Origin of the sequence: Sphingobium sp. B7D2B, from assembly GCF_025961895.1 — a bacterium.
Taxonomy (GTDB): domain Bacteria; phylum Pseudomonadota; class Alphaproteobacteria; order Sphingomonadales; family Sphingomonadaceae; genus Sphingobium.
Genome location: NZ_JAOQOM010000001.1, coordinates 1,951,347 through 1,972,884, shown reverse-complemented (window position 1 = coordinate 1,972,884; position 21,538 = coordinate 1,951,347). Strand labels below are relative to the sequence as shown.

Genomic DNA, 21,538 nt, shown 5'->3' with positions numbered 1-21,538 from the left:
AGCCTCCTACGCGAGCGAAAGCCACCCCTTTTTCCGGTGGCTGGAGTCGGCAGGGCGGGCATTCCCCGGAGCATCTGAAAGCCGCGTCCTCACCGGCGCGACCGGCATGAACAGGACAGTCAATGGCGTTCTTCTCCAATTGGTTCAAGTTCACTTCCAGGGACATGGCGATCGACCTCGGCACGGCCAACACGGTGGTCTATGTGCGCGGTCACGGCATTGTCCTCAATGAACCATCCGTGGTTGCGGTGGAGACGATCAACGGCGTGAAGCGCGTCAAGGCCGTCGGCGAAGACGCCAAGCTGATGATGGGCAAGACGCCGGAATCCATCGAGGCCATCCGCCCGCTGCGCGACGGCGTGATCGCCGACATCGACATTGCCGAGCAGATGATCAAATGGTTCATCAGCAAGGTCCATGGCCACCGCCGCTTCCCCCGCTTCCCCGAGATTGTGATCTGCGTGCCGTCCGGCTCGACCAGCGTCGAGCGCCGCGCGATCCGTGACGCCGCGAGCAACGCCGGCGCGAGCCAGGTCTTCCTGATCGAGGAGCCAATGGCCGCTGCGATCGGCGCCGATATGCCGGTCACCGAGCCCATCGGCTCAATGGTCGTTGACATTGGCGGCGGCACGACCGAGGTCGCCGTGCTCTCGCTGCGCGGCCTTGCCTATACCACCAGCGTGCGCGTGGGCGGCGACAAAATGGACGAAGCCATCGTCTCCTATGTCCGTCGCCACCACAATCTGCTGATCGGCGAGGCAACGGCCGAGCGGATCAAGAAGGAATATGGCATCGCCCAGAAGCCGGCCGACGGCGTGGGCGCGACGATCCACATCAAGGGTCGCGACCTCGTGAACGGCGTGCCGAAGGAAATCGCGATCAATCAGGGCCAGATCGCCGATGCGCTGGCCGAGCCCATTGGCACCATCGTGGAAGGCGTGCGCATCGCGCTCGAAAACACCGCGCCGGAGCTGGCCGCCGACATCGTCGATCAGGGCATCGTCCTCACCGGCGGCGGCGCCCTGCTCAAGGGGCTGGACGAGGAACTGCGCGACGAGACCGGGCTTCCCGTCACCGTTGCGGAAGACCCGCTGACCTGCGTCGCCATCGGCACGGGGCGCGCGATGGAGGACCCGGTCTTCCGCGGCGTGCTCCAGACCGCCTAAGCCCGAGGTTGTTCGCATGGCGCCACCCGGCAACAGGCGCCCCGGCTTCAACCGGAAAGCGCAATATGGACTGTTCGCCAGCTATGTGATCGCGCTGCTCGGCGCGGTCGCTGGCCTGCTGATGCTGATCGTCTCCATTGCCGATCCCGCTGGCTTTGCTGGCCTGCGGTCGGCGGCGGCGGAAGTCACGCGCCCCATCTCCAGCAATCTGCGCTCGGTCGTCGTCGGCGTCGGCAATATCGAGGAAGAGTTTGCCGCCTATATCAATGCCGGCTCGCAGAACGCCGCCCTGCGCCGGCAGGTAGAAGCGAACCGCACCCGCCTCATCGAGGCCGAAGCGATCCGCCAGGAGAATATCCGCCTGCGCGATCTGCTCAAGCTGACCGAAACCGATCAGGGCGTGGTCGCTGCCGGTCATCTGATTTCCTCGACGCCGGCCAGCGCGGCCCGCCTGGCGCGTCTCGACATGGGCCGCAGCGAGGGCGTGAGCGCGGGCATGCCCGTGCGCGCGCCGGAGGGCCTGGTTGGCCGCGTGTTGCGTGCCGGGCCGAACACCGCCGACGTGCTGCTGCTCATCGATGAAGGCAATATCGTGCCGGTGCGGCGCACGAGCGACAATATTCCGGGCATCAGCTCCGGCCGGGGTGACGGCACGGTCGAGATCCGCGCGCTCAATGCCGAGCGCAATCCCTTCAAGCCCGGTGATGTGCTGGTCACGTCCGGCATTGGCGGCCTGTATCGCTCTAATATTCCCGTGGCGATCGTCGCGCGGCGCGAAGGCGAGAAGGCCATTGCCATTCCCCTCGCCAACCCCTCGCGCGTGGAGCTGGTCGTCGTGCAGGCCCCCTTCCGCCCGGAAGAAGCCGAGCGGGCCGGCAATGCCGCGCAGCCGCCCGCCGCGCCATGAACAGCCGCTACAGCAACCGGATCGGCCGCAAGCGGACCTGGCTGCACCTGCGCGGCGTGCCGGTTGCGTCCGTCATTCTCGGCTCGATGCTGGCGCCGCTCATGCCGGTCATCGCGCAAACCCCCCTGCTCCCGCCGTTCGGCCTGATGATGCTGATCGCCTGGCGGGTGCTGCGTCCGGACATCTGGCCGCTGTGGATCGGCGTGCCGCTGGGGCTGGTCGATGATCTGATGAACGGGCAACCCGTCGGCAGCGCCGTATTTCTGTGGACGATCGTGCTGCTCGCCTTCGACTTTGAGGGGCAGCGGAACCTGTGGCGCGATTACTGGCATGGCTGGCTGCTCGGCTCGCTGGCCATCGGCTTTGCGCTGGCCGGTGGCTGGCTTGCCGTGCATCTCTCCGGCCATGGCGGGGAAATCATTCAAATCCTCCCGCAGTTCCTCTATAGTGTCGCCTTGTTCCCCTTCATCGTGCGCATCTGTGCCGCGTTGGACAAATGGCGGCTTCCGTGATTTCCTTCCGCAAGATCCTGTTTCCCAACAAAGTCGTCACCCCCGCCAGCCAGGCCTACAGCTTCAACCGCCGCACCTTCGTGCTCGGTGGGGCGCAACTGGCCGTGGGCGGCCTACTGGTGGGACGCATGGGGTGGATCGCGATTGCCGAAAATGAGAAGTACCAGCTCCTCTCCGACAGCAATCGCATCAATCTGACGATCACCCCGCCCCGGCGGGGGTGGATTTTGGACCGGCGCGGACAGGCGCTGGCCTCCAACCGCACCAATTTCCGCGTCGACATCATTCCCGATCGCCTGCGCGACCGGGAGCGGGTGGTGCGCGAGTTGGCCACGCTGCTGGCCCTGACGCCCAATGATGTGGACCGCATCAACGAGCATCTCGACCGCGCGGCGGGCTATCAGCCCGTGCAGGTGGCCGACGACCTGAGCTACGAGCAATATGCGGCGCTCTCGGTGCGGCTCCCCGATTTTCCCGGCGTCGTGCCCTCGCAAGGCTTTTCACGTTATTATCCCGCCGGCCCGCCAGTCGGCCATTTGCTCGGTTATGTCGGCACGCCGTCAGCCGAGGAATATAATGCATCGCGCGACCCCTTGCTGATCACGCCGGGCTTCAAGCTCGGCAAGCAGGGGCTGGAGAAGTCGCTCAATTCGGTTCTTACCGGCAAGCCCGGCGCCCGCCGCGTGGAAGTGACGGCGCGCGGGGCGATGGTGCGCGACCTCGAAACCCGGCCCGATACGCCCGGCCGCTCGATCAAGCTGACCATCGATGCCGGCCTGCAGGAATTCGCCGGCCGCCGGTTGGGCACGCAGAGCGGCGCCGTAGTGATCATGGATTGCCAAACCGGGGACATTCTCTGCTCGACCTCGATGCCGAGCTTCGACCCCAACAGCTTCTCCGAGGGCATTTCGCATCACGAATGGCAGATGCTCTCGCAAGACGACCATGTGCCGCTGCGCAACAAGACACTGGGCGGGCTGTACCCACCCGGATCGACCGTCAAGCCGATGATAGCCCTCTCCTTCCTCGAAGCCGGACTGCCGGCCGAGGCGACGGTGAACTGCACCGGGGCGCTGCGGGTGGGCAATCGCCTGTTCCACTGCCATGCGCGCCGCGGCCACGGCACGACGAACATGCACCGCGCCATCGAGCAGAGCTGCAACATCTATTTCTATTACTTCGCCCAGAAGATCGGCATGGACGCCATCGCCATGATGGCGCGGCGCCTGGGTCTCGGCCAGCGCTTCGACCTGCCCTTCCCCAACCAGAGCTATGGTACCGTGCCGGACCCGGCCTGGAAGATGAAGAAATACAACCAGCCCTGGCAGACCTATGACACGGTCAACGCGACCATCGGCCAGGGCTATATGCTGGTGAACCCGACGCAGATGTGCGTGATGGCCGCGCGCCTCGCCACCGGGCTCGATCTCGATCCGCACTTCATCGTCGACGGCAAGCGCCATCAGGGCGAGCCGCTGGGCGTGTCGCTCGAGCATCTTACGGTCATCCGCAATGCCATGAAGGATGTGGTCAACGGCGGCGGCACCGGCCGTGCAGCGCGGCTGGATGTTCCCGGCGTGATGCTCGCCGCCAAGACCGGCACGGCGCAGGTCGGGGCGATCAGCACCCGCGGCCAGCGCGCGGCAAGCCAGCCCTTCCGCCTGCGCGATCACGCCCTGTTCCAGGGCTTCGCGCCACATGATAATCCGCGCTACGCCATCGCCACGATCATCGAACATGGCGGCCACATGGACCGGGTGCAGGACGCGCCGATGATCTCGGGCGATTGCATCACCTATCTCTACGATCCCGCCAAGGCGATGGAGAAGCTGCAGCGCTTCGAAGCGACCTGGGGCGGCACGCCGCAGATCCGCATGGAGCGCCAGCTCAACGCCTTCCGCATTGCGCGCGGCCTTGAGTCTGCCCCCCTGATGCCGGAGCCCGGCAATGCGGCCTCCCCGGCCGCTCCGACTCCCCCCAGCCCGGCGCAGACCGCGAGCGAAGACGGCGCCAATACAAGCGAGGATGGCGACATCGATGCCCCCGTCGGCCCCGGCCCCCGCGACACCGACTGAGCCGCACGCGGTTTTCTCGCAAAGCAGCATCTTTTTTCGCCACACCTCGGATTTTTTGTTGGCATCCTCAAAACACCATGTTAACGGCCCACCTCCCGACGGGATGTTGATCAAACGATCAACGAGCCGCCGAAGTGGACGCATAGCTCAGTTGGTAGAGCAGCTGACTCTTAATCAGCGGGTCCTTGGTTCGAGCCCAAGTGCGTCCACCACTTTTCTCCTAAATTTCAATCTCTAGAGCGAAGCCGGACGTTGCTTCCGCTTTAGATTCCAGGCGTTCGGCGGCGGCCGCCGTTCGTTGTCCGAAAATAGCATCGGGTTTTCCCGTTCGATATTGACGCGCGCCCATCCTATCGGATATTTCCGATAGATGAACACCAATAACGCCCTCGGCATTCTAGCGGCCCTCTCCCACCCGACCCGGCTGGCGACCTTCCAGTTGCTCGTGCGGCATGAGCCGGAGGGCCTTTCGACGGGGCAACTTGTCGAGGCGAGCGGGCTGACGCAGAGCACCTTCTCGACCCATCTGGCGGTCATGGCGAAGGCCGGACTGGTGATCTCGGAAAAGCGGGGGCGCCAACAGATCCAGCGCGCCAATGTCGCGGCTTTACGCGATCTGATGCTCTTCCTCGCCAAGGATTGCTGCCAGGGCCGCGCAGACCTGTGCGAGCCGCTGCTTGCCGAACTCTCCGGCTGCTCAAGGACGGGACCATGACCACCATCGTCATCTATCATAATCCCGGTTGCGGAACCTCGCGCAACACGCTGGCGCTCATCCGCAATTCCGGGGTCGAGCCGCATGTCGTCGAATATCTGAAATGCCTGCCGACGCGAGCGCTGCTTGCCGAGATGATCGCGCGGGCCGGGCTGACGCCGCGCGCGTTGCTGCGCGAAAAGGGCACGCCGTTTGCCGAACTCGGGCTGGACGATGAGCGCCTGAGCGATGACGCGCTGCTCGATGCCATGATGGCGCACCCGATCCTCATCAATCGCCCGCTGGTGGTGACGCCGCTGGGCGTGCGGCTTTGTCGCCCGTCCGAGCTTGTCCTCGATATCCTGCCCGATGCGCAGCGCGGCGCCTTCACCAAGGAGGATGGCGAGCCGGTCGTCGATGCCGCCGGGCAGCGGGTGAGCTGATGGGCACGTTCGAGCGCTATCTCTCGCTCTGGGTGGCCCTGTCCATCGTTAGCGGGATTCTGCTTGGCAGGGCCGTGCCCGGTGTCTTCGCCGCGATCGCGTCGGCCGAAGTGGCACAAGTGAACCTCATCGTCGCCGCGCTGATCTGGCTGATGATCGTGCTGGTCCAAGTGCCGGTCATGCTCTCCGTTGTCGCCATCGTGAAGCGCAGCCGGCCCTGGTATGAAAGGAACCTCGTTTCGTGAGCCGTGTGCGCATCCTGCCCGATCCTGATCATCTTCCGGCGCTCGACCGGGCCTATGCGATACCCAGGCCCGCCCTCGGGATTGGCGAGGATCAGCCGCCGCCGCGCATCCTGCTGCTTTATGGGTCGCTCCGGGAGCGGTCCTTCTCGCGCCTCGCGGTCGAGGAAGCCGCGCGCCTCCTGCGGTTCTTCGGCGCGGAGCCCCGCATCTTCGATCCCTCGGACCTGCCGCTGCCCGATCAGGTGCCCGGCGACGATCACCCGGCCGTGCATGAGCTGCGCGCGCTGTCGCTGTGGTCGGAAGCACAGGTCTGGTGCAGCCCTGAGCGGCACGGGCAGATCACAGGCATCATGAAAGCGCAGATCGATCATCTGCCGCTGGAGATGAAAGGCCTGCGCCCGACACAGGGCCGGACGCTCGCGGTCATGCAGGTGTCGGGCGGATCGCAGTCCTTCAACGCGGTCAACACGCTCCGCCTGCTGGGCCGCTGGATGCGGATGTTCACCATTCCCAACCAGTCGTCGGTGGCCATGGCCTATAAGGAGTTCGATGAGGCCGGCCGTATGAAGCCCTCCAGCTATTATGACCGCATCGTCGATGTGATGGAGGAACTGGTGCGGATCACCGTGCTCATGCGACCGCATGCGGCGCAACTGGTCGATCGCTATTCCGAACGCAAAGCGCGGGGTGTCAGCGTGGATCCTTCCGCGGACCGCGCGGCGGCGGCGCTGACCGACGGGCGGTGAGCGCCGATTTTGGCGGTCAAGACTTTGCGGCCGATCCCAAGGCGATGCCCGGCGGTGGTTTTTGCTGATACCCAACAGTCCCTTGCCCCTCCGCGTTCTGCCGTGTAGCAGCCGGGCAATCGCAAGGACCCGGTGAAACCCCGGGTGGCTATTCCGGCCGCCGATCCGCCGGACAACATCACACATGCAACCTCCCCCGCGCCCAATGTGCGCCATGTGCCTTGTTGTGGAATCCGCATGACCTCTCATCTGACATCGTACCGCCGCCAGTGGTTTACTGACGGACCGACTGCCCGTCGCGACATCTTGGCGGGCGTCGTCGTCGCTCTCGCCCTCATCCCGGAAGCGATCGGCTTCTCGATCATCGCCGGCGTCGATCCGCGCGTTGGCCTTTATGCGTCCGTCGCGATTGCCATGACCATCGCCCTGATCGGCGGCCGCCCGGGCATGATCTCTGCGGCCACGGCGGCTGTCGCCGTCCTCGTCGTGCCGCTCGTCCGCGAGCATGGGGTCGACTATCTCTTTGCGGCCACCATCCTGATGGGCCTTATCCAGATGATCGCCGGACTGCTGCGCCTCGATCTGGTGATGCAGTTCGTGTCCCGTTCAGTCATCACGGGCTTCGTGAACGCGCTGGCGATCCTCATCTTCATGGCTCAGTTGCCCCAGCTGACCAATGTCGGGTGGCAGACATATGCCATGGTCGCCGGCGGCCTGGTCATCATCTATGGCTTTCCGCGGATCACGAAGGCCATCCCCTCGCCGCTCGTCGCCATCCTCGTGCTCAGCGCAATCAGCATCAGCATGGGCCTGCCCGTCAACACAGTTGGCGACATGGGCAAGCTGCCCGAGGGACTGCCCAGCCTGGCGCTGCCCAACGTGCCCTTGACCCTCGATACCCTGCGGATCATCCTGCCTTATTCCCTGACGATGGCGGCGGTCGGCCTGCTGGAATCCCTGCTTACCGCGCAGATTGTCGACGACATGACCGATACGGACAGCAACAAACGGGTCGAATGCGCCGGCCAGGGCGGCTCCAACATCGTCGCCGCGCTGTGTGGCGGCATGGGCGGGTGCGCGATGATCGGCCAGTCGGTGATCAACGTCACGTCGGGCGGCCGTGGACGCCTCTCGACCTTCGTCGCCGGTGCCTTCCTCCTCTTCCTTCTGGCCGTGCTCGGGCCGTTCGTAGGCCGGGTGCCGATGCCGGCGCTGGTCGCGGTGATGATCATGGTCTCGATCGGCACGTTCAGTTGGAACTCCATCCCCAACCTGCGCCGCCATCCTGCAACCTCGTCAGTGGTGATGCTGACCACGGTCATCGTGGTCGTCGCCACGCATGATCTCTCGCTTGGCGTGCTGGCCGGGGTGCTGCTCTCCGGCATCTTCTTCGCCGGTAAGGTCCAGCGCATGTTCGCCGTCGAGCGTGACGAAACTGCGGACGGCGCGCAGGCCATCTACCGCGTGACTGGGGAGATTTTCTTCGCGTCGGTCGATCGCTTCACCCGCGCGTTCCAATCGGAAGGCACGGCGACCCGCGTCGTCATCGACGTGACCGGCGCGCATTTCTGGGACATCTCGGCCGTCGGCGCGCTCGACAAGATCGTCGCGCGCCTCCGCCGCGATGGGCGCGAGGTCGAGGTCGTGGGCTACAACCGCGCCAGCGCCGACATTGTCGACCGCTTTGCGCTGCACGACAAAACCGGCGTAGAAATGGGGCTCGCGCCGCACCGATAGATACCCCGGCGAATGAAGGGGTGGGCCTGCGGGACTAGCGGGCGCCCTCCCGTTCCAACGCGCGGTCCAGCAGTTCAACGACGTGCAGAACGGGAATGTCCGTGGCGCTGCCGATCTGCATCGCGCAGCCGATATTGCCCGTGGCGATGACATCGGGCCGCAAGGCTTGCAGATTGGCGACCTTGCGATCGCGCAGCTGTGCAGAGATTTCCGGCTGCAGGATATTGTAGGTGCCGGCAGAGCCGCAGCACAAATGGGGCTCGGCGGGGGTCGCGACCTCATAACCAGCACGCTCCAGAAGCGCGCGCGGCTCGTGGTCGACCGATTGCCCGTGCAGGAGCGAACAGGCCGATTGATAGGCGACGCGGATGCCCTGCGGACGTCCCCGCGGAAGCGTAATTTTCGCGAGAAACTCGCTGATATCGCAGGCCAGCGCCGATAGGCGGGCAGCCCTCTCCGCATAAAGCGGGTCGTCGCGCAGCATGAAGCCATAATCCTTGATCGTCGTGCCGCAGCCCGAGGCGGTGATGATGATGGCTTTCAGGCCGGCGTCCATATGCGGGGTCCAGGCATCGACATTCCGACGCGCGGCGTTCAGGCTCTCGGCGTCCTGCCCCATGTGCCGGACCAGTGCGCCGCAGCAGACCTCGCCATTGGCGAACAGGACCTCATAGCCGGCGCGCGAAAGCAATCGGTGCGTGGCAGCGCGGATGTTGGGCTTCAGGGCCGGCTCTGCACAGCCTTGCAGAAGAATGACCCGGCCCAGATTGCCGATGGCGGGTGGCGGCACCCCAGCAGCCGTTGGGCGTTCGGACGGCGCCAGTCGCAACATCGCGGCCAGAGGGCGCGTGGCTGACCAGCGCGCCAGCAGCCGTGCGAAGGGGCGACCGAGCGGTGCGAGGCGCAGGGCCAGGGCAAGGCGGCGCGGGTGCGGCAAGACCGCGCCCAGCAGCCGCCGCATCAGCCGCTCGTGCCAGGGGCGCCTGTAATGCGTCGCGATCCAGCTGCGTGCATGATCGACGAGGTGCATGTAGTTCACCCCCGACGGGCAGGTCGTCATGCAGGAGAGGCAGGACAGGCAGCGATCGATATGGCGCACGGTCTCGCTGGAGGGCACGCGCTCATTCTGGAGCATATCCTGCATCATGTAGATGCGCCCGCGAGGCGAATCCCGCTCGTCACCGAGCAGCACATAGGTCGGGCATGTCGCGGTGCAAAAGCCGCAATGGACGCATTTGCGGATCGCGCGCTCACTGGTCGCCATCGCAGGATCGGCCAATTGCTCGGCCGTGAAATCAGTGCGCATCGGCGGCTCCAAAGCGATCTGGTGAGAGAATGCCCAGCGGATCAAACGCCGCCCGCACCCGCGCCGAGAGTGTGGCAACGCCGGGCTCTTCGACATGGAGGGCCGGCATGCTGGCGCGCAGCGCGGCTGGCGCGCGGATCAGCGTCGCGTGCCCCCACGTCTGCGCGACGACCTGGCGCACGCAGTGCTGATCGGCATCTTCCGGCAAGCTCAGCCAGATCAGGCCCCCGGCCCAGTCATAGCAGCGTCGCGCGCCCAGATGCTGGAGCGCCCGGAAGACCTCCGGCCCACGGGACGGCGCGGTGCTGATCCGCCACAATATGGCCTCGCCCTGCAGGGTGCCGCCGCCCCTCACCGCCGCCCACAAAGGCTCGTCGGCGCCGTCTGTAAGCAGATCCGCCTGCCCGAGCAGCGCCCGCAACATGTCGCTGCGCGCTGCCACCGATGGCGCAAAGCCTTCGACGCGCAGCAGCGTGATCCCCGCTTCGGGCAGATGCGCGGCGCAGGCCACCTCGGCCGGGGAGCCCATGGCGCGGGCCATTGCGGCGATGGCCGCTTCGTCGTCCAGTCCGCGCAACAGCAGCGTCGCGCATGTCTGCGGGCGGGGCATGACCTTCACAGTGAGGCTGGTGAGCGCGGCCAGCCTGCCCCAGCTGCCAGTCATCAGCTTGGGCAGGTCGTAGCCAGTGACGTTCTTCATCACCTTGCCGCCGCCGATAAAGGCCTCGCCCCGCCCCGAGACGGCCTCGAAGCCCAGCATGTGATCGCGCGCCGCCCCGGCCGAGAGGCGGCGCGAGCCTGAGACGCCGGCCGCGATGATACCCCCGATGGTCGAGGCGCCGGATGAGCGCGCGAAGACCGGGCCGTAATCGAACGGGTCGAATGCCAGCATCTGGCCCTGCTCCGTCAGAAGTAGCTCGATCTCGGACAAGCGGGTGCCAGCCCCTACCGTGAGCACAAGTTCGGCGGGATCATAATCGATGATCCCTGCAAAAGCGGACATATCCACGATCAACGCCTGCCGGTCCGGCTGGCCGATATCCGCCTTTGTCCCGCCGCCGCGCAGTTCCGCAGGCATGCCGTCGCGACCCGCATCGCGAATGATCGCGCAGAGCTCAGCGATGTCGGTCGGCGTGACCATATTGGTGGTCATCAAAATCTCGGCAGCTCGGGGAAAGGCACCTGCCCCTTGTGCACATGCATGCGGCCCAGCTCGGCGCAGCGATGCAAGGTGGGGAAGACCTTTCCGGGGTTGAGGCGCAAGGCCGGATCGAACGCGCATTTCACCCGCTGTTGATGCGCGAGATCGGTCTCGCTGAACATCTCCGGCATCAGATCACGCTTCTCGATTCCGACGCCATGTTCGCCTGTGAGCACGCCGCCCACCTCGACGCACAGGCGAAGGATCTCATTGCCGAGCTTTTCCGCGCGGTCGAGCTCGCCGGGCTGGTTGGCATCGTAGAGGATCAACGGATGGAGATTGCCATCGCCGGCGTGAAAGACATTGGCGACGGCAAGGCCATGCGCTGCGGCCAGCTCGGAGATGCGTCGCAGCACATGCGGCAGGTGGCGGCGGGGAATGGTGCCGTCCATGCAATAATAGTCCGGCGCGAGGCGGCCCACGGCGGGAAAAGCGGCCTTGCGCCCCGCCCAGAAGGCGAGGCGCTGCGTCTCATCCTGCGAGACCTGAAGGCTCACGGCGCAATTCGCCGTCGCAATGGCGCTGATCTCCGCCGCGAGATGATCGCATTCAGCATCGACGCCATCGATCTCGACGATCAGCAAGGCCTCGACATCGAGCGGATAGCCGACCTTCACGAAGGCTTCGGCAGCGCCGACGGCGGCGCGGTCCATCATCTCCATGCCTGCCGGAATAATGCCGGCGCCGATCACATCCGCCACGCAGCGCCCCGCCGTCTCGATGCTCGGGAAGCCGATCAGCATTGCTCGTGCCTGCAGCGGCTTGGGGAGAATGCGCACGGTGACTTCCGTCACGACACCTAGCAGCCCTTCCGATCCGGTCACCACACCCAGCAGATCCAGATCAGCCGCATCGAGATGGCGCCCGCCGAGGCGGATGATCTCGCCGGTCATCAGCACCAGCTCGACGCCGAGCACATTGTTGGTCGTGAGCCCATATTTGAGGCAATGCACGCCGCCGCTATTCTCGGCGACATTGCCGCCGATGGAGCAGGCGATCTGGCTGGAGGGGTCCGGCGCATAATAGAAGCCCTGCGCTTCTACCGCCTTGGTGATCGCTAGGTTGGTGACGCCGGGCTGCACGACGGCGACCCGGTTGGCATAATCGATCTCGATGATGCGGTTCATGCGGGAGAGGCCGAGCAGGATGCCATCGGCCAGTGGCAGCGCGCCGCCCGAAAGCGACGTCCCTGCCCCACGCGGGACGACTTTCACATCATGGGCGTGGCACCAGGCCAGTATCTGCGAGACTTGCGCGACCGTCTCAGGCAGCACCGCGGCCAGCGGCATCTGCCGATAAGCGGTGAGCGCATCGGTCTCGAACGGGCGCAGGCCATCGGGATGGGAGACGACGCCCTCCCCCGGCACGATCGCCTGCATCGCCCGCACGATATCCGCGCGACGACCCAGAATGTGTGGGTCCGGGGCAGGCATGGAAATGGTCACGCGAGGCGACCTTGGACCATCATCACCGGCAGCGGGGGCAGCTTGCGACGAAATGGAGAGATCACGACCTTGGCGCTTAGGTCGCCGAGCAGCTGCCTTTTCAAGATATCTTCCTGAGTTCCATCATGCGTATGACAGATACGAGTGTGCCAGAGCTTGGCGGACTTGGGCAGACTAAAATAGTGGCAACAATTCCGAGCGAAAATATAGTTGTCGCTGGCTGAATTTCGCTTGCATAACAAGGATCAGACAGTTTCAATCGGTCCGTAGAGGATCGCATGAACACAGCGGAAAAGATATATAGCGCATCCACCAGCGAGGATGCCGGCACCGCCCGCCTAGCCGAGCGGCTGGCCCGCAGGATCGAGGACGATATCGCCTCCAGCCCCTTGCCCGTCGGTGGCGTGATGGGGTCACTGCGGGGTCTGTGCGAGCATTATGCCGTGGGGCGCGCAGCCATGCGCGAAGCGGTTGCCCTGCTCGAGCGCCGCGGACTGGGCCGGCTGCGCCCCGGACCGAGTGGTGGCTTCATGGTCGCGCAGCCCGACGTGGGCCGGATCGGGCTTGAGCTCGCTAATTACTTCCAGCTGGCTGGCGTGACGTGCGAGCAGGTGCTGGATGCGCGCGAAGCTGTCGACCCGTTGCTGGCGACGGTTGCGGCCACAGCCGATCGGTCAGACCATGGGATGCGACTGGACGCGCCGGACGAACGCGAGGGCGGCCTTGCCTGGCATGTGCGGGTGCGGTCCGATCTGGCGGCGATGAGTGGAGACCCCGTGCTGCCGCTGTTCGTGCAATGCCTCAATGAACTGACGATGCTGTTTGCCGGCGTCGAATCGCATGACCGCGATTGGCTTGGGCAGGCCAAGCAGCAAGCCGAAGCGATCAACCAGGCCGTCGCTAACCGTGACGTGGCGGCCGCACAGCAAGAGGCCGACAGGCTTCACCGGCGCCTTGGCGACTGGCTGGCCGCGCGCGATGCGCCGCTTTCGCCGCCGACCATCGAGGCGTCCCGTCAGGATGCCGACCGGACTCTTGCTCTCCTCGTCGCCCGCCGGCTGGCGGCCGAAATCCTGCCGAGCGGCAATGCCGGCCAGAGGCTGGGCTCCGAATGGGACTTGTGCGAGCGCTTCAGCGTCAGCCGCGTCACGCTGCGTCAGGCGATTCGCCAGTTGCAGGATAGCGGGCTCGTCGAGTGCCGCCGGGGCCGGGGCAATGGCCTCATCGTGCGGGATCTGCGCGGCACCGGCAGCATCCGGCTTGTCCTTGCCTTCCTCATCAGCCGGCAGGTCGATCCCCAGACCGCTGGCACGACCCTGTTCCAGTTGAACCGCTTCGTACCCGCGCTGGCCGTGAGCCGCGCCAGTGCGACGGAGCGAGCAAGACTGCGGGAGCTCCTCGACCGCGCACAGAGCAGCGACCCCATCGATCGCTATGATCTGCTGGCGCTGGTCCAATATGTCTCCAAGCTGGCGAGAAGCCCGATCATCGATCTCTTCTCGCGCTGCCTCGCGGCTTATGAAGCGCGGTTCCATCCCTTCTTGCTGGAGCGCCTGCCAGCCCACAAGCAGGCGGAGTATTTCGCGCTGCTGCGCATGCTCCTCGACCGGCTGCCGATGGGGGGCGATGCGCAATTGGGCTGGGCCAAGGCAGAGGCCTCGCGCGTCATGCTCTCCATGAGTTCGACGCGCCCGATCTGAGCGAGTGTAAGGGGGTAGCTCTTATGCCACCCCTGCCTCGTCTTCCGGCCGGTAGACATCCTTGCGCAGATCCCGCGCGGCGAGAACATAGTGCAGCGCGGCCCAGAAAAACAGCACCAGCACAGTGACCAGCGCGTACCGCAAACCGGTCGATGACGCCGTGAGGCAGGCGGCATCGAGAGCCGTTCCTATGCCATCTGGCCCCCTGCCCCCCGGACAAGATGTCGCGAAATCAGCCGCGCCATAAGCGCGCCTTGCGTAGAAGTCACTGAGCACGCCGGTGACAGTCGGTCCAAGGCCGGCACCCAGCAGGCCGCCAACCAATGCAGTGATCGCGGCGGTCATGGCGCGCATCTGCGGCCCGGCAAGGTTCTGCATCGTGCCCATTGTGGGGGCCATGAAGGTGATCAGCGCCATATTGCCGAAGAAGATGCAGGCGAGCGAGACGTACAGTTCGCGGCTCATGAAGGCGCCAAAATAGATGGGCACGCACAGCGCCATGCACAGCGCCGGCCCCCAGAGCACCCAGCGCATATCTCGACGCGACAGCCAGTCGAAGCCGAACCCGCCCAGCAGCATGCCAATGCCGTTGGAGGTGAAGGTGACGATGCCGAAGATCACCCCGAGCGTCGCCAGGTTGATCTCGAAGCTGCGCAGATAGAAGGGCAGCACGAAGTTGGCGATGGCGTTGAGGGTGAAACCGGCAATGGTCACCCCCGCCAGCAAGTGGATGTAGGTCTTCTTGGCCAAGAGGAAGCGCAGCACCGTCCCCAGCGAGGGCACGGGTGCGCGGGTGATGCGGCCATCCGCCAATCCACGCGGCGGCTCTCGCAGGGTGAACCAGACCAGCATGGAGACCATGATTCCCGGTGCGGCCATGACGAAAAAGGCCGTGCGCCAGTCCCATTGCGTTGCCACCCAACCGCCCAGCGACTGGCCAAGCAGAAAGCCGAACGGCGAACCGAGCGAGATGACGGCCAGCACCGAGGCGCGCCGGTTGGCCTGGTAATGGTCGGACAGGAGCGATGATGTCGGCGGCTGCACCCCCGCCTCGCCGATGCCCACGCCGATCCGCCCCAAAAGCAAGGTCGTAAAGCCCGTCGCCAGGCCGCAGACCGCGGTCATCGCAGACCAGGCGGCGACGCAGATGGCGATCAGCCGCGTCCGGTTGACGCGCTCGGCCAACATACCGAGCGGTACCCCCAGGACGGAATACATGATCGCAAAGCCCAGTCCCTGCAAAATGCCAAGGTCGGTATCGGTGAGCCCGAGGTCTTCCTTGATCGGCTGGGCGAGCACCGCGAGGATCGCGCGATCGGCGAAGTTGAAAATGCTGACGAGCAGCAGCACGAACACGGCCCATTTCTTGTAGCCGGGCCGCAGCAGCGGATGCGTTTCGTCTGCGAGCGGCTCTGCCGGATTATGCTGTGTCGTCGTCGCCATCGTCACCCCCCATTTCGTCGATCGGTTCTACTGTATTTTTGACCGACTGCTATTCCGCTGCCTGCTGCCGCTCGGCATGGGGAACGAAGGTGACATTGTGCGCCTGCAGGCGGGGCAAGACCTCCTTGCCGATACGGCGCACCTGATTCATGTACATGTGGTGGGGCATGTCGCCGCGGTTGCAGACCAGCAGCACATTGTTGGCGCCGGCATCGTTGCACTCATCGATGATGCGCGCGACGATCTCGTCGGCGGTGCCGATCGGCATGTGCTGGGCTGCGCCCCGGACCGTGTCCATCGTCCACTCGTTGAACACCGTGTCATCCTCGGCCAGCGTGCCTTTCGCGCCTTCGCGCAGATGTTCGAACGCCGTGGAGCTATAATATTTCGTCTTGCGCACATCCGACTGCCAGACCTGATCGTAGCGCAGCAGCGTGTTGAACAGATACATCAGGTGGCTGCCATATTCCTCGATGGCCTGCTCCTTGGAATCAGCCACATAGCAGTCGACCATGATGCTGATCTTGTCCGACTGGACCTCGCGTCCATGGCGGGCCTGGCATTCGGCGAAATAGCGGATGGTATCCTCGCGCATGGACCCACGGAAGATACCCGGCGTGATGGTCGCATCATGCTCGGCCGCCCATTCGATGGACTCCTTCGACCCGGTGAGTGGCACCCAGATCGGCGGGTGGGGTTGCTGGAAGGTACGCGGCCACAGGGAGACGTCCTCGAACTTGTAGAACTCCCCGTCAAAGGAGAAGCTGTCCTGCGTCCAGGCGCGCCGCATCACCTCGAAGCCCTCATTGAAGCGACCGCGCGATTCACCCATGGGCACGTTAAAGATCTTGTATTCGCGGGGCGCGCCGCGACCCACGCCACAGATCAGCCGTCCGTTGCTCATGCAATCGAGCATGGCAATCTCTTCAGCCAGACGCAGCGGCTCGTGGATGGGCAGCAGATTGGCGTAGACCAGGATCTTCAGGCGCTCGGTCACCTGCGACAGCGCTGCCGCCATCAGATTGGGCGAATTGCCCAGACCGAAGGGCGTGCCATGATGTTCATTGATCGCAATGCCATCAAAACCCTGCTTGTCCATCTCTGCCCATGCTTCAAGATGGTTCTCGTAAGTCTTTGCAGCGGCCTGCGGATCAAAATGACTTGCACCCAAGCGCGGAAGAACACCATCCTCGCGATACTTATCAACATTCTCTTGATAAGCGGTCCAGTCGAATACGAAGACCTTCATGATTTATTCTCCAACGTAACGCTTGAATATATTGTTAGACTGAACTTATACTGATTCAGTCTGAAAAACTTGAAAGGCGTTCTTATGAAAAAGACCTTCGTTGCTCTGGTCGAGCGAACAGACCTTTGGGACCCCAGCAAGGAAGCGCATGAGCAGCCCGGCTTTGCGGACCACGCCGGCTATATGGGCGCGCTCGAAAAGGAGGGCTTCATCGCCATGGCGGGCCTGCTGGCCGAGTCCGAGGATGTGCTGTTCGTGTTTCTGGCGGACAGCCGCGAAGAAGTGCTCGATCGACTGGCGAAGGACCCTTGGCAGCAGAGCGGACAGGCGAAGCTGACCCGGCTGGAGGAAGGCCATTTCCGCATCGGCGCGCCGGCCGGCGCAGCCTCGGGCTGATCCGACGCGCAGGATGGCGGAGCGGACAGGAGAGCGCTGCGCCATCATGCGTTGAACACCGCGATGGTCCTGACCTCGAAGCTCTCCCGGCGCGGGGAACCCGGCAGGCTGGTCGGATCCTCGAAGGCGGTATGGCCGGTCATCTGCCAATCGGGATTACCGGTATCGTACAGGCGAAAGATCAGCGCCTCATCGGGCTGCATATCCGGATAATAATACCATTGATGCCGGGGATTGTAGGCCATGTTGAGGCCGGCTGGCATGCCCTGGCGGAAGCCGCCTTCTGGCTTGCCCAGCGATACGCTCAAGAAATCGCGCTTCTCGACACTGCGGCTGTCGCAGACCGCCAGCGGATAATTCTCGACCGGCTTGGTGCCACGCCAGACGTTGATGTTGACGAGGCGCTTCGCCGCCAGCTCCTCAGCCCGATCGGGCACGAGCCGCGCGATCCACTGCTGCAGCGCGGGCCCGTTGAAATCCACATGGGCACTCAGCGCCGGGCCGCCGCCCTTGGCATCCTCGCCACCGCGCAAAATGCCCATGAAGGCGAAGACTTCGCTGGCGCCGGTCAGATCCTTCACCAGACGCGCCACCTCGGGATAATAGCGGCGCTCGAAATCATCCTTGTCGGTGAAATCGACATCTGTGGCGTGCTTCACCAGGGTGAAGCCCTGCGCATCGAACGAGATGTCCGCGAGCCGGGCGTTGTGCACGGTCACGTCATGGTCTTCCATGGAGAAGGAATAGGAGCCGTTCTTCTCGATCCAGCCCCCATCGGCCGCGCGCTCCGAATAGCGAATGAAGCTCTCGACCGAGGTCGGGCGCGAGGCGACTGCGGCAGCCTGATTGTTCACGATTCTCTCTCCTCATGGCGGCCAGGGCATCGCAGTCGGCGGGCTATCCGTCCGGTCTGGCAATGCCGCTGCGGCCGCCTTTCGTTCATTTCGGGCCAGTGTGCGGACCGGCCGGCTTGAAAATAGTGCCTACATTGCAAGGCTGAGCCGAGCCGAGTGGCCTCAGGGCAGCGCGGATTCGATCATGTCGGCGGATTCGGTCACGGCGACATGCTGGAGATCATGCGTGAAGGGCATTTCTTCCACGCGCCAGTCCGGCTGAGTGCGCAACCGTTCGGCCACGGGGGCGAACGTGTCGTTCTTGTAGCCGGTGGCGATCACATAGGTCTTTTGCGGGATGCGGTCGCGGGCACCGGTCAGCTCCGCCTTTTGCGAGAAACAGTAGACGGACTGAGGCGTGCGCCTATCCTCGTAGGAGGCGCGGGACGCAGGGTCCATATGCGCATTGAAGCCCTGCAGCAGCAGCCGGGGCGGCGGCACAAGATAATCCCCCTCCTCGGGCGGGAGGTGCGGCTCGCCGGGCACCAGATCGTTCAGCGACTGGCCGTTCTCCGGCATGAAAGCGTCCATATAGAGGATCGACTGGATCACCCCCTCGGGGATCAGTTCGGTCGCCTGCGAGATCGGCATGCCGCCATAGGAGTGGCCGACCAGCAGCACATTCTCCAGTTCCTCATAGCGGATGACATTGGCGATATCCTGCGCGTGCATCGCCAGATTGACGTCGCGGCTGCTGAGGTGGGCGCGCTCACCAAGCCCGGTCAGCGTGGGCGTGAACACATAATGGCCGCGATCACGCAACAGATCTGCCACCTTGCGCCAGCGCCACCCGCCAACCCATGCGCCATGCACGATCACGATCGTTCCACGCTTGTTCGCCATCATTCTCTCCCTCGATATGTGTCAGCTTGCCGGCGTCGCCTCACGCAAGAGGCATGCCGTTGATTTCCCCAGCGAGTGCCGCTGCGCCGGGCGCGAAAATAGTGGCGACAATAGGCAGATGCGGTGGGCGGTTCAGAGCGGCGCGCCATCGGCCCGCATCTCCAGGATGCGCCGGCGATAGGGCTTCACCCCTGCCCAATAGGTGATCGCCGCCAGCGGGAAGGAAATCGCCGCAGAGGTGGCGATGGCATAGCGCAACAGCGCCTCGTTCCCCCACACATATTGGGTGAGGAAGGCGAAGTAGGTCGGTCCGAGCCCGCCGCCGACCGCCGTCATGGTGAACAGATAGAGGGCGGTGATCTGCCCGCGGATTTCGTTGGGCGTCACCACCTGCAAGGCCGAATTGAGCGAGGGCGCCGCCATCAGCATCAAGGCCGTGCCGATACCGCCCATGCCGAGCGCCAGCCAGGGACCGGGCATGAGCGGCGCCGCAATCATGAACGGGGCCGATGCGGTAAAGCCGATGGCCAGCACCCGCATGTTCGCATCGGCATGGCCGCGGTTGCGGAAATGATCGTTGAGCCAGACCGCGCCGAACAGCGCCGGAATGGCGAGGACGAGGCTGAGCAGCCCGGTGTAGAGCCCCGTGCTGGCCGGCGCCCATCCATAGGTCCGTGCATAAAAGGCCGCGCTCCATGCCGCCGTGCCGAACATGTGCATGGCGGTGAAGCACAGGCCCAGGAACATCGGGCCGTAGAGCCGCCAATGGGCGAGCAGATAGCGCAATGTCTCGCGCAGACCGACCTTGCGCGGTTGCATCCCCATGACCGCGGCCGCGCTGAACCCGCGGCGCTTGGGCTCCACAATCGTGGCGACCAGCAGCAGGATCGGGATGCCCATGAGGCCGGTCACCACCCACACGACCTGCCACTCGCGCACGGCACCGAGCAGGGGCAGGTGAATGGCGGACATCCCGGAGAGCAGGTGGATCATCACCGCGCCAAGCAGCAGCGAGAGCGCCGTGCCACCCTGAAAGCCGACATTGTAGATCGCGATGGCGCGGGGGAGCTTTTCCGGCGGAAAATAGTCGGCCATCAGCGAATAGGAGAGCGGGCCGCTGATCGATTCACCGGCGCCGATGCCAAAGCGTGCCGCGAAGAACTGCCAGAAATTCTGGGCAAGGCCGCACGCCGCGCTGGCAAGGCTCCACAGGAAAACGGATACCGCGAGCAGATGCTTGCGATTATGCCGGTCCACCAGTCGAGCGGCGGGAATGCCGATCAGCACGTAGAAGAGACTGACCGAGAAGCCGAGCAGATAGCTCATCTCCATATCGGTCAATTGCAGGTCGCGCTTGATGGGCTCCACCAGCAGCGTCATGACGCCGTTATTGAGCTGGGCGCACATCTGCACGGCGGCCAGCACCCAAGCGACATGATAGGCCTGACGCGCGGCGGGCCAGGCTTCGTCCGAATAATGGGGGCGATAAACGGGGCTGGCGGCGCGATCCGGATCGGGCTGCGCGGCGGTGGTGTCAGTCAAATCGTCTCTCCACGCAGCGTGTCCTCAATCGGTATAGGGACCGGGCACGGTCCCCGGCTTCATCGCGCCGGTCCAATGCTCCGCGAGGCGCCCCATCTCGATCCGGAACATGTTGAACCGGGTTATCGTGTAACTGGCCCCTGCCCGGCTTGGGTGCGGATGCTCATGGCCGGACACCACGACCACGAGATCGCCCTTCGCGACCATGGCGACGAGTGTAGCCTGCATAGCCTGAGCAAGCGGTACCGCAGTGCGACCCTTGGCTGCAGCGAGGATCGCCGGTGTGCCGTCCGTCGCGCGTGGATCATGCTCGATGAAGTCTTTGGCCAGATAGCGCGCGGCGGTCGCCACGTCGCCCGCATCGACCAGATGGCGCCAGGCGTCGAACACGAGCCGCTTGTTGGCTGCCAGCGCCGGATCGTCCGATTGGAGCAGCGCTTGCTGGGCCGGCCCGGTCGCCCCCGTCACCGGTTGCGGCCCGCCCTTGTCTGGAGACGGTAGATCTGGGCCGGGCGGAGCCTCGACCGAGTGCCAATGCTCGGCCAGACGGTCCCCTGCCACTCGGAACAGGTTGAAGTGCGTGCTGGTATAGCGCCCGGCGCCGTCCGGTTCGCGCAGCTCTTCCCGCAACGCCATCACCACCAGATCGCCTTCTGCGACCATGGTAACGAGCGGCGGGGAGACCAAGGCCGGGATATCGCGGCGGGGGACGGCCGAGAAAATCTGCTTGAAGGCCGCGCGTCCGCTCGGCAGCACCGGGCTGTGCTGGATATAGTCTTCCGTCAGCAGATCGTCAGCCCGCTCGACATGGCCGGCATTGACGATGCTGCGCCACATGTCGAACGCGAGGCGCTTGTTCCGAGCCAGGCGCGGGTCCTTGTCCTCCAGCAGAGACAGTGGCGCAGGGTGCCCCATGACCGGCACGACGCTTCCCTCCCTCGCGGCAGCCACGGGCGGTGCGAGCGATGGTGACCCGTCGCCTGAGGAGGCCGTGC

The 21,538-nt window shown here is 64.8% G+C and carries 20 protein-coding genes, 1 tRNA gene and 1 other annotated feature; of the genes, 12 read left to right on the top strand and 9 right to left on the bottom strand.

The genetic code is table 11. From position 1 onward, the window contains the following. Nucleotides 1–122: 122 nt before the first annotated feature. The 10 genes from M2341_RS09005 (at nucleotide 123) to M2341_RS08960 (ending at nucleotide 8,525) form a co-directional block, all read left to right on the top strand. Nucleotides 123–1,166: a rod shape-determining protein gene (locus M2341_RS09005; RefSeq protein WP_181559593.1), complete on the top strand. Its 1,044-nt coding sequence runs from the start codon at nucleotides 123–125 to the stop codon at nucleotides 1,164–1,166. Between the two features lie 16 nt (nucleotides 1,167–1,182). Next, nucleotides 1,183–2,073, top strand: a complete 891-nt coding sequence (gene mreC / locus M2341_RS09000) for a rod shape-determining protein MreC (protein ID WP_264572765.1) — start codon at nucleotides 1,183–1,185, stop codon at nucleotides 2,071–2,073. Next, on the top strand, nucleotides 2,070–2,585 hold the full coding sequence (locus tag M2341_RS08995; protein WP_264585002.1) for a rod shape-determining protein MreD: 516 nt from the start codon (nucleotides 2,070–2,072) through the stop codon (nucleotides 2,583–2,585). The genes mreC and M2341_RS08995 overlap by 4 nt, the downstream gene beginning before the upstream one ends. After that, complete coding sequence (gene mrdA / locus M2341_RS08990) at nucleotides 2,570–4,660, top strand: penicillin-binding protein 2 (RefSeq protein ID WP_264585001.1); 2,091 nt, start codon at nucleotides 2,570–2,572, stop codon at nucleotides 4,658–4,660. Before M2341_RS08995 ends, mrdA begins: the two co-directional genes overlap by 16 nt. A gap of 136 nt (nucleotides 4,661–4,796) precedes the next feature. Beyond that, nucleotides 4,797–4,872 (top strand) — tRNA-Lys (locus tag M2341_RS08985). Nucleotides 4,873–5,030: 158 nt separating this feature from the next. Continuing rightward, nucleotides 5,031–5,375: an ArsR/SmtB family transcription factor gene (locus M2341_RS08980; RefSeq protein ID WP_264585000.1), complete on the top strand. Its 345-nt coding sequence runs from the start codon at nucleotides 5,031–5,033 to the stop codon at nucleotides 5,373–5,375. Next, nucleotides 5,372–5,797, top strand: a complete 426-nt coding sequence (gene arsC / locus M2341_RS08975) for an arsenate reductase (glutaredoxin) (protein WP_264584999.1) — start codon at nucleotides 5,372–5,374, stop codon at nucleotides 5,795–5,797. The genes M2341_RS08980 and arsC overlap by 4 nt, the downstream gene beginning before the upstream one ends. Beyond that, on the top strand, nucleotides 5,797–6,042 hold the full coding sequence (locus M2341_RS08970; protein ID WP_319801049.1) for a hypothetical protein: 246 nt from the start codon (nucleotides 5,797–5,799) through the stop codon (nucleotides 6,040–6,042). The genes arsC and M2341_RS08970 overlap by 1 nt, the downstream gene beginning before the upstream one ends. Next, nucleotides 6,039–6,788: an arsenical resistance protein ArsH gene (gene arsH, locus M2341_RS08965; protein WP_319801048.1), complete on the top strand. Its 750-nt coding sequence runs from the start codon at nucleotides 6,039–6,041 to the stop codon at nucleotides 6,786–6,788. Before M2341_RS08970 ends, arsH begins: the two co-directional genes overlap by 4 nt. Before the next feature lie 122 nt (nucleotides 6,789–6,910). Continuing rightward, nucleotides 6,911–6,966: a sequence feature (sul1 is cis-regulatory element that is thought to sense ions involved in sulfur or methionine metabolism; They are found in Alphaproteobacteria), on the top strand. Nucleotides 6,967–7,025: 59 nt separating this feature from the next. Beyond that, entirely contained in the window at nucleotides 7,026–8,525 is a 1,500-nt protein-coding gene (locus M2341_RS08960) for a SulP family inorganic anion transporter (RefSeq protein ID WP_264584998.1), read from the top strand. A gap of 34 nt (nucleotides 8,526–8,559) precedes the next feature. On the opposite strand, the gene glcF is transcribed toward M2341_RS08960, so the two are convergent. The 3 genes from glcF to M2341_RS08945 are packed head-to-tail and all read right to left on the bottom strand — an operon-like array spanning nucleotide 8,560 to nucleotide 12,477. After that, entirely contained in the window at nucleotides 8,560–9,831 is a 1,272-nt protein-coding gene (glcF, locus tag M2341_RS08955; protein WP_264584997.1) for a glycolate oxidase subunit GlcF, read from the bottom strand. Next, nucleotides 9,821–10,984, bottom strand: a complete 1,164-nt coding sequence (locus M2341_RS08950) for an FAD-binding protein (protein ID WP_264584996.1) — start codon at nucleotides 10,982–10,984, stop codon at nucleotides 9,821–9,823. Before M2341_RS08950 ends, glcF begins: the two co-directional genes overlap by 11 nt. Then, nucleotides 10,984–12,477, bottom strand: coding sequence for an FAD-linked oxidase C-terminal domain-containing protein (locus M2341_RS08945; RefSeq protein ID WP_264584995.1), 1,494 nt, complete (start codon nucleotides 12,475–12,477; stop codon nucleotides 10,984–10,986). The genes M2341_RS08950 and M2341_RS08945 overlap by 1 nt, the downstream gene beginning before the upstream one ends. Before the next feature lie 278 nt (nucleotides 12,478–12,755). Here M2341_RS08945 and M2341_RS08940 point away from each other — a divergent pair, with 278 nt between their 5' ends. Then, nucleotides 12,756–14,177 carry a FadR/GntR family transcriptional regulator gene (locus tag M2341_RS08940; RefSeq protein WP_264584994.1) on the top strand — a complete coding sequence of 474 codons (1,422 nt, stop codon included), beginning with the start codon at nucleotides 12,756–12,758 and terminating at the stop codon, nucleotides 14,175–14,177. Nucleotides 14,178–14,198: 21 nt separating this feature from the next. Here M2341_RS08940 and M2341_RS08935 read toward each other — a convergent pair whose 3' ends face one another. After that, nucleotides 14,199–15,620: a spinster family MFS transporter gene (locus M2341_RS08935; protein ID WP_264584993.1), complete on the bottom strand. Its 1,422-nt coding sequence runs from the start codon at nucleotides 15,618–15,620 to the stop codon at nucleotides 14,199–14,201. A 49-nt stretch (nucleotides 15,621–15,669) separates the two neighbouring features. After that, nucleotides 15,670–16,869 (bottom strand): LLM class flavin-dependent oxidoreductase, encoded by a 1,200-nt coding sequence (locus M2341_RS08930; protein ID WP_264584992.1) that lies wholly within the window; start codon nucleotides 16,867–16,869, stop codon nucleotides 15,670–15,672. A gap of 84 nt (nucleotides 16,870–16,953) precedes the next feature. Between M2341_RS08930 and M2341_RS08925 the strand changes: the two genes are divergently transcribed. Beyond that, a complete protein-coding gene (locus M2341_RS08925; RefSeq protein WP_181559580.1) occupies nucleotides 16,954–17,265 on the top strand; it encodes a hypothetical protein in 312 nt (103 codons plus the stop codon). Between the two features lie 44 nt (nucleotides 17,266–17,309). On the opposite strand, the gene M2341_RS08920 is transcribed toward M2341_RS08925, so the two are convergent. The 4 genes from M2341_RS08920 to M2341_RS08905 form a co-directional block, all read right to left on the bottom strand. After that, a complete protein-coding gene (locus M2341_RS08920) occupies nucleotides 17,310–18,119 on the bottom strand; it encodes a CmcJ/NvfI family oxidoreductase (RefSeq protein ID WP_264584991.1) in 810 nt (269 codons plus the stop codon). A 162-nt stretch (nucleotides 18,120–18,281) separates the two neighbouring features. Continuing rightward, nucleotides 18,282–19,001, bottom strand: a complete 720-nt coding sequence (locus M2341_RS08915; protein ID WP_264584990.1) for an alpha/beta hydrolase — start codon at nucleotides 18,999–19,001, stop codon at nucleotides 18,282–18,284. A 132-nt stretch (nucleotides 19,002–19,133) separates the two neighbouring features. After that, nucleotides 19,134–20,543: an MFS transporter gene (locus M2341_RS08910; protein WP_264584989.1), complete on the bottom strand. Its 1,410-nt coding sequence runs from the start codon at nucleotides 20,541–20,543 to the stop codon at nucleotides 19,134–19,136. A gap of 24 nt (nucleotides 20,544–20,567) precedes the next feature. Continuing rightward, a complete protein-coding gene (locus M2341_RS08905) occupies nucleotides 20,568–21,494 on the bottom strand; it encodes a nuclear transport factor 2 family protein (protein ID WP_264584988.1) in 927 nt (308 codons plus the stop codon). Nucleotides 21,495–21,538: the final 44 nt, after the last annotated feature.

Bases quoted from the DNA above. Each gene is read 5' to 3' on its own strand.
- M2341_RS09005 (WP_181559593.1), top strand. From the start codon at position 123: ATGGCGTTCTTCTCCAATTGGTTCAAGTTCACTTCCAGGGACATGGCG.
- mreC (WP_264572765.1), top strand. From the start codon at position 1,183: ATGGCGCCACCCGGCAACAGGCGCCCCGGCTTCAACCGGAAAGCGCAA.
- M2341_RS08995 (WP_264585002.1), top strand. From the start codon at position 2,070: ATGAACAGCCGCTACAGCAACCGGATCGGCCGCAAGCGGACCTGGCTG.
- mrdA (WP_264585001.1), top strand. From the start codon at position 2,570: ATGGCGGCTTCCGTGATTTCCTTCCGCAAGATCCTGTTTCCCAACAAA.
- M2341_RS08980 (WP_264585000.1), top strand. From the start codon at position 5,031: ATGAACACCAATAACGCCCTCGGCATTCTAGCGGCCCTCTCCCACCCG.
- arsC (WP_264584999.1), top strand. From the start codon at position 5,372: ATGACCACCATCGTCATCTATCATAATCCCGGTTGCGGAACCTCGCGC.
- M2341_RS08970 (WP_319801049.1), top strand. From the start codon at position 5,797: ATGGGCACGTTCGAGCGCTATCTCTCGCTCTGGGTGGCCCTGTCCATC.
- M2341_RS08960 (WP_264584998.1), top strand. From the start codon at position 7,026: ATGACCTCTCATCTGACATCGTACCGCCGCCAGTGGTTTACTGACGGA.
- glcF (WP_264584997.1), bottom strand. From the start codon at position 9,831: ATGCGCACTGATTTCACGGCCGAGCAATTGGCCGATCCTGCGATGGCG.
- M2341_RS08950 (WP_264584996.1), bottom strand. From the start codon at position 10,984: ATGACCACCAATATGGTCACGCCGACCGACATCGCTGAGCTCTGCGCG.
- M2341_RS08940 (WP_264584994.1), top strand. From the start codon at position 12,756: ATGAACACAGCGGAAAAGATATATAGCGCATCCACCAGCGAGGATGCC.
- M2341_RS08935 (WP_264584993.1), bottom strand. From the start codon at position 15,620: ATGGCGACGACGACACAGCATAATCCGGCAGAGCCGCTCGCAGACGAA.
- M2341_RS08930 (WP_264584992.1), bottom strand. From the start codon at position 16,869: ATGAAGGTCTTCGTATTCGACTGGACCGCTTATCAAGAGAATGTTGAT.
- M2341_RS08925 (WP_181559580.1), top strand. From the start codon at position 16,954: ATGAAAAAGACCTTCGTTGCTCTGGTCGAGCGAACAGACCTTTGGGAC.
- M2341_RS08915 (WP_264584990.1), bottom strand. From the start codon at position 19,001: ATGGCGAACAAGCGTGGAACGATCGTGATCGTGCATGGCGCATGGGTT.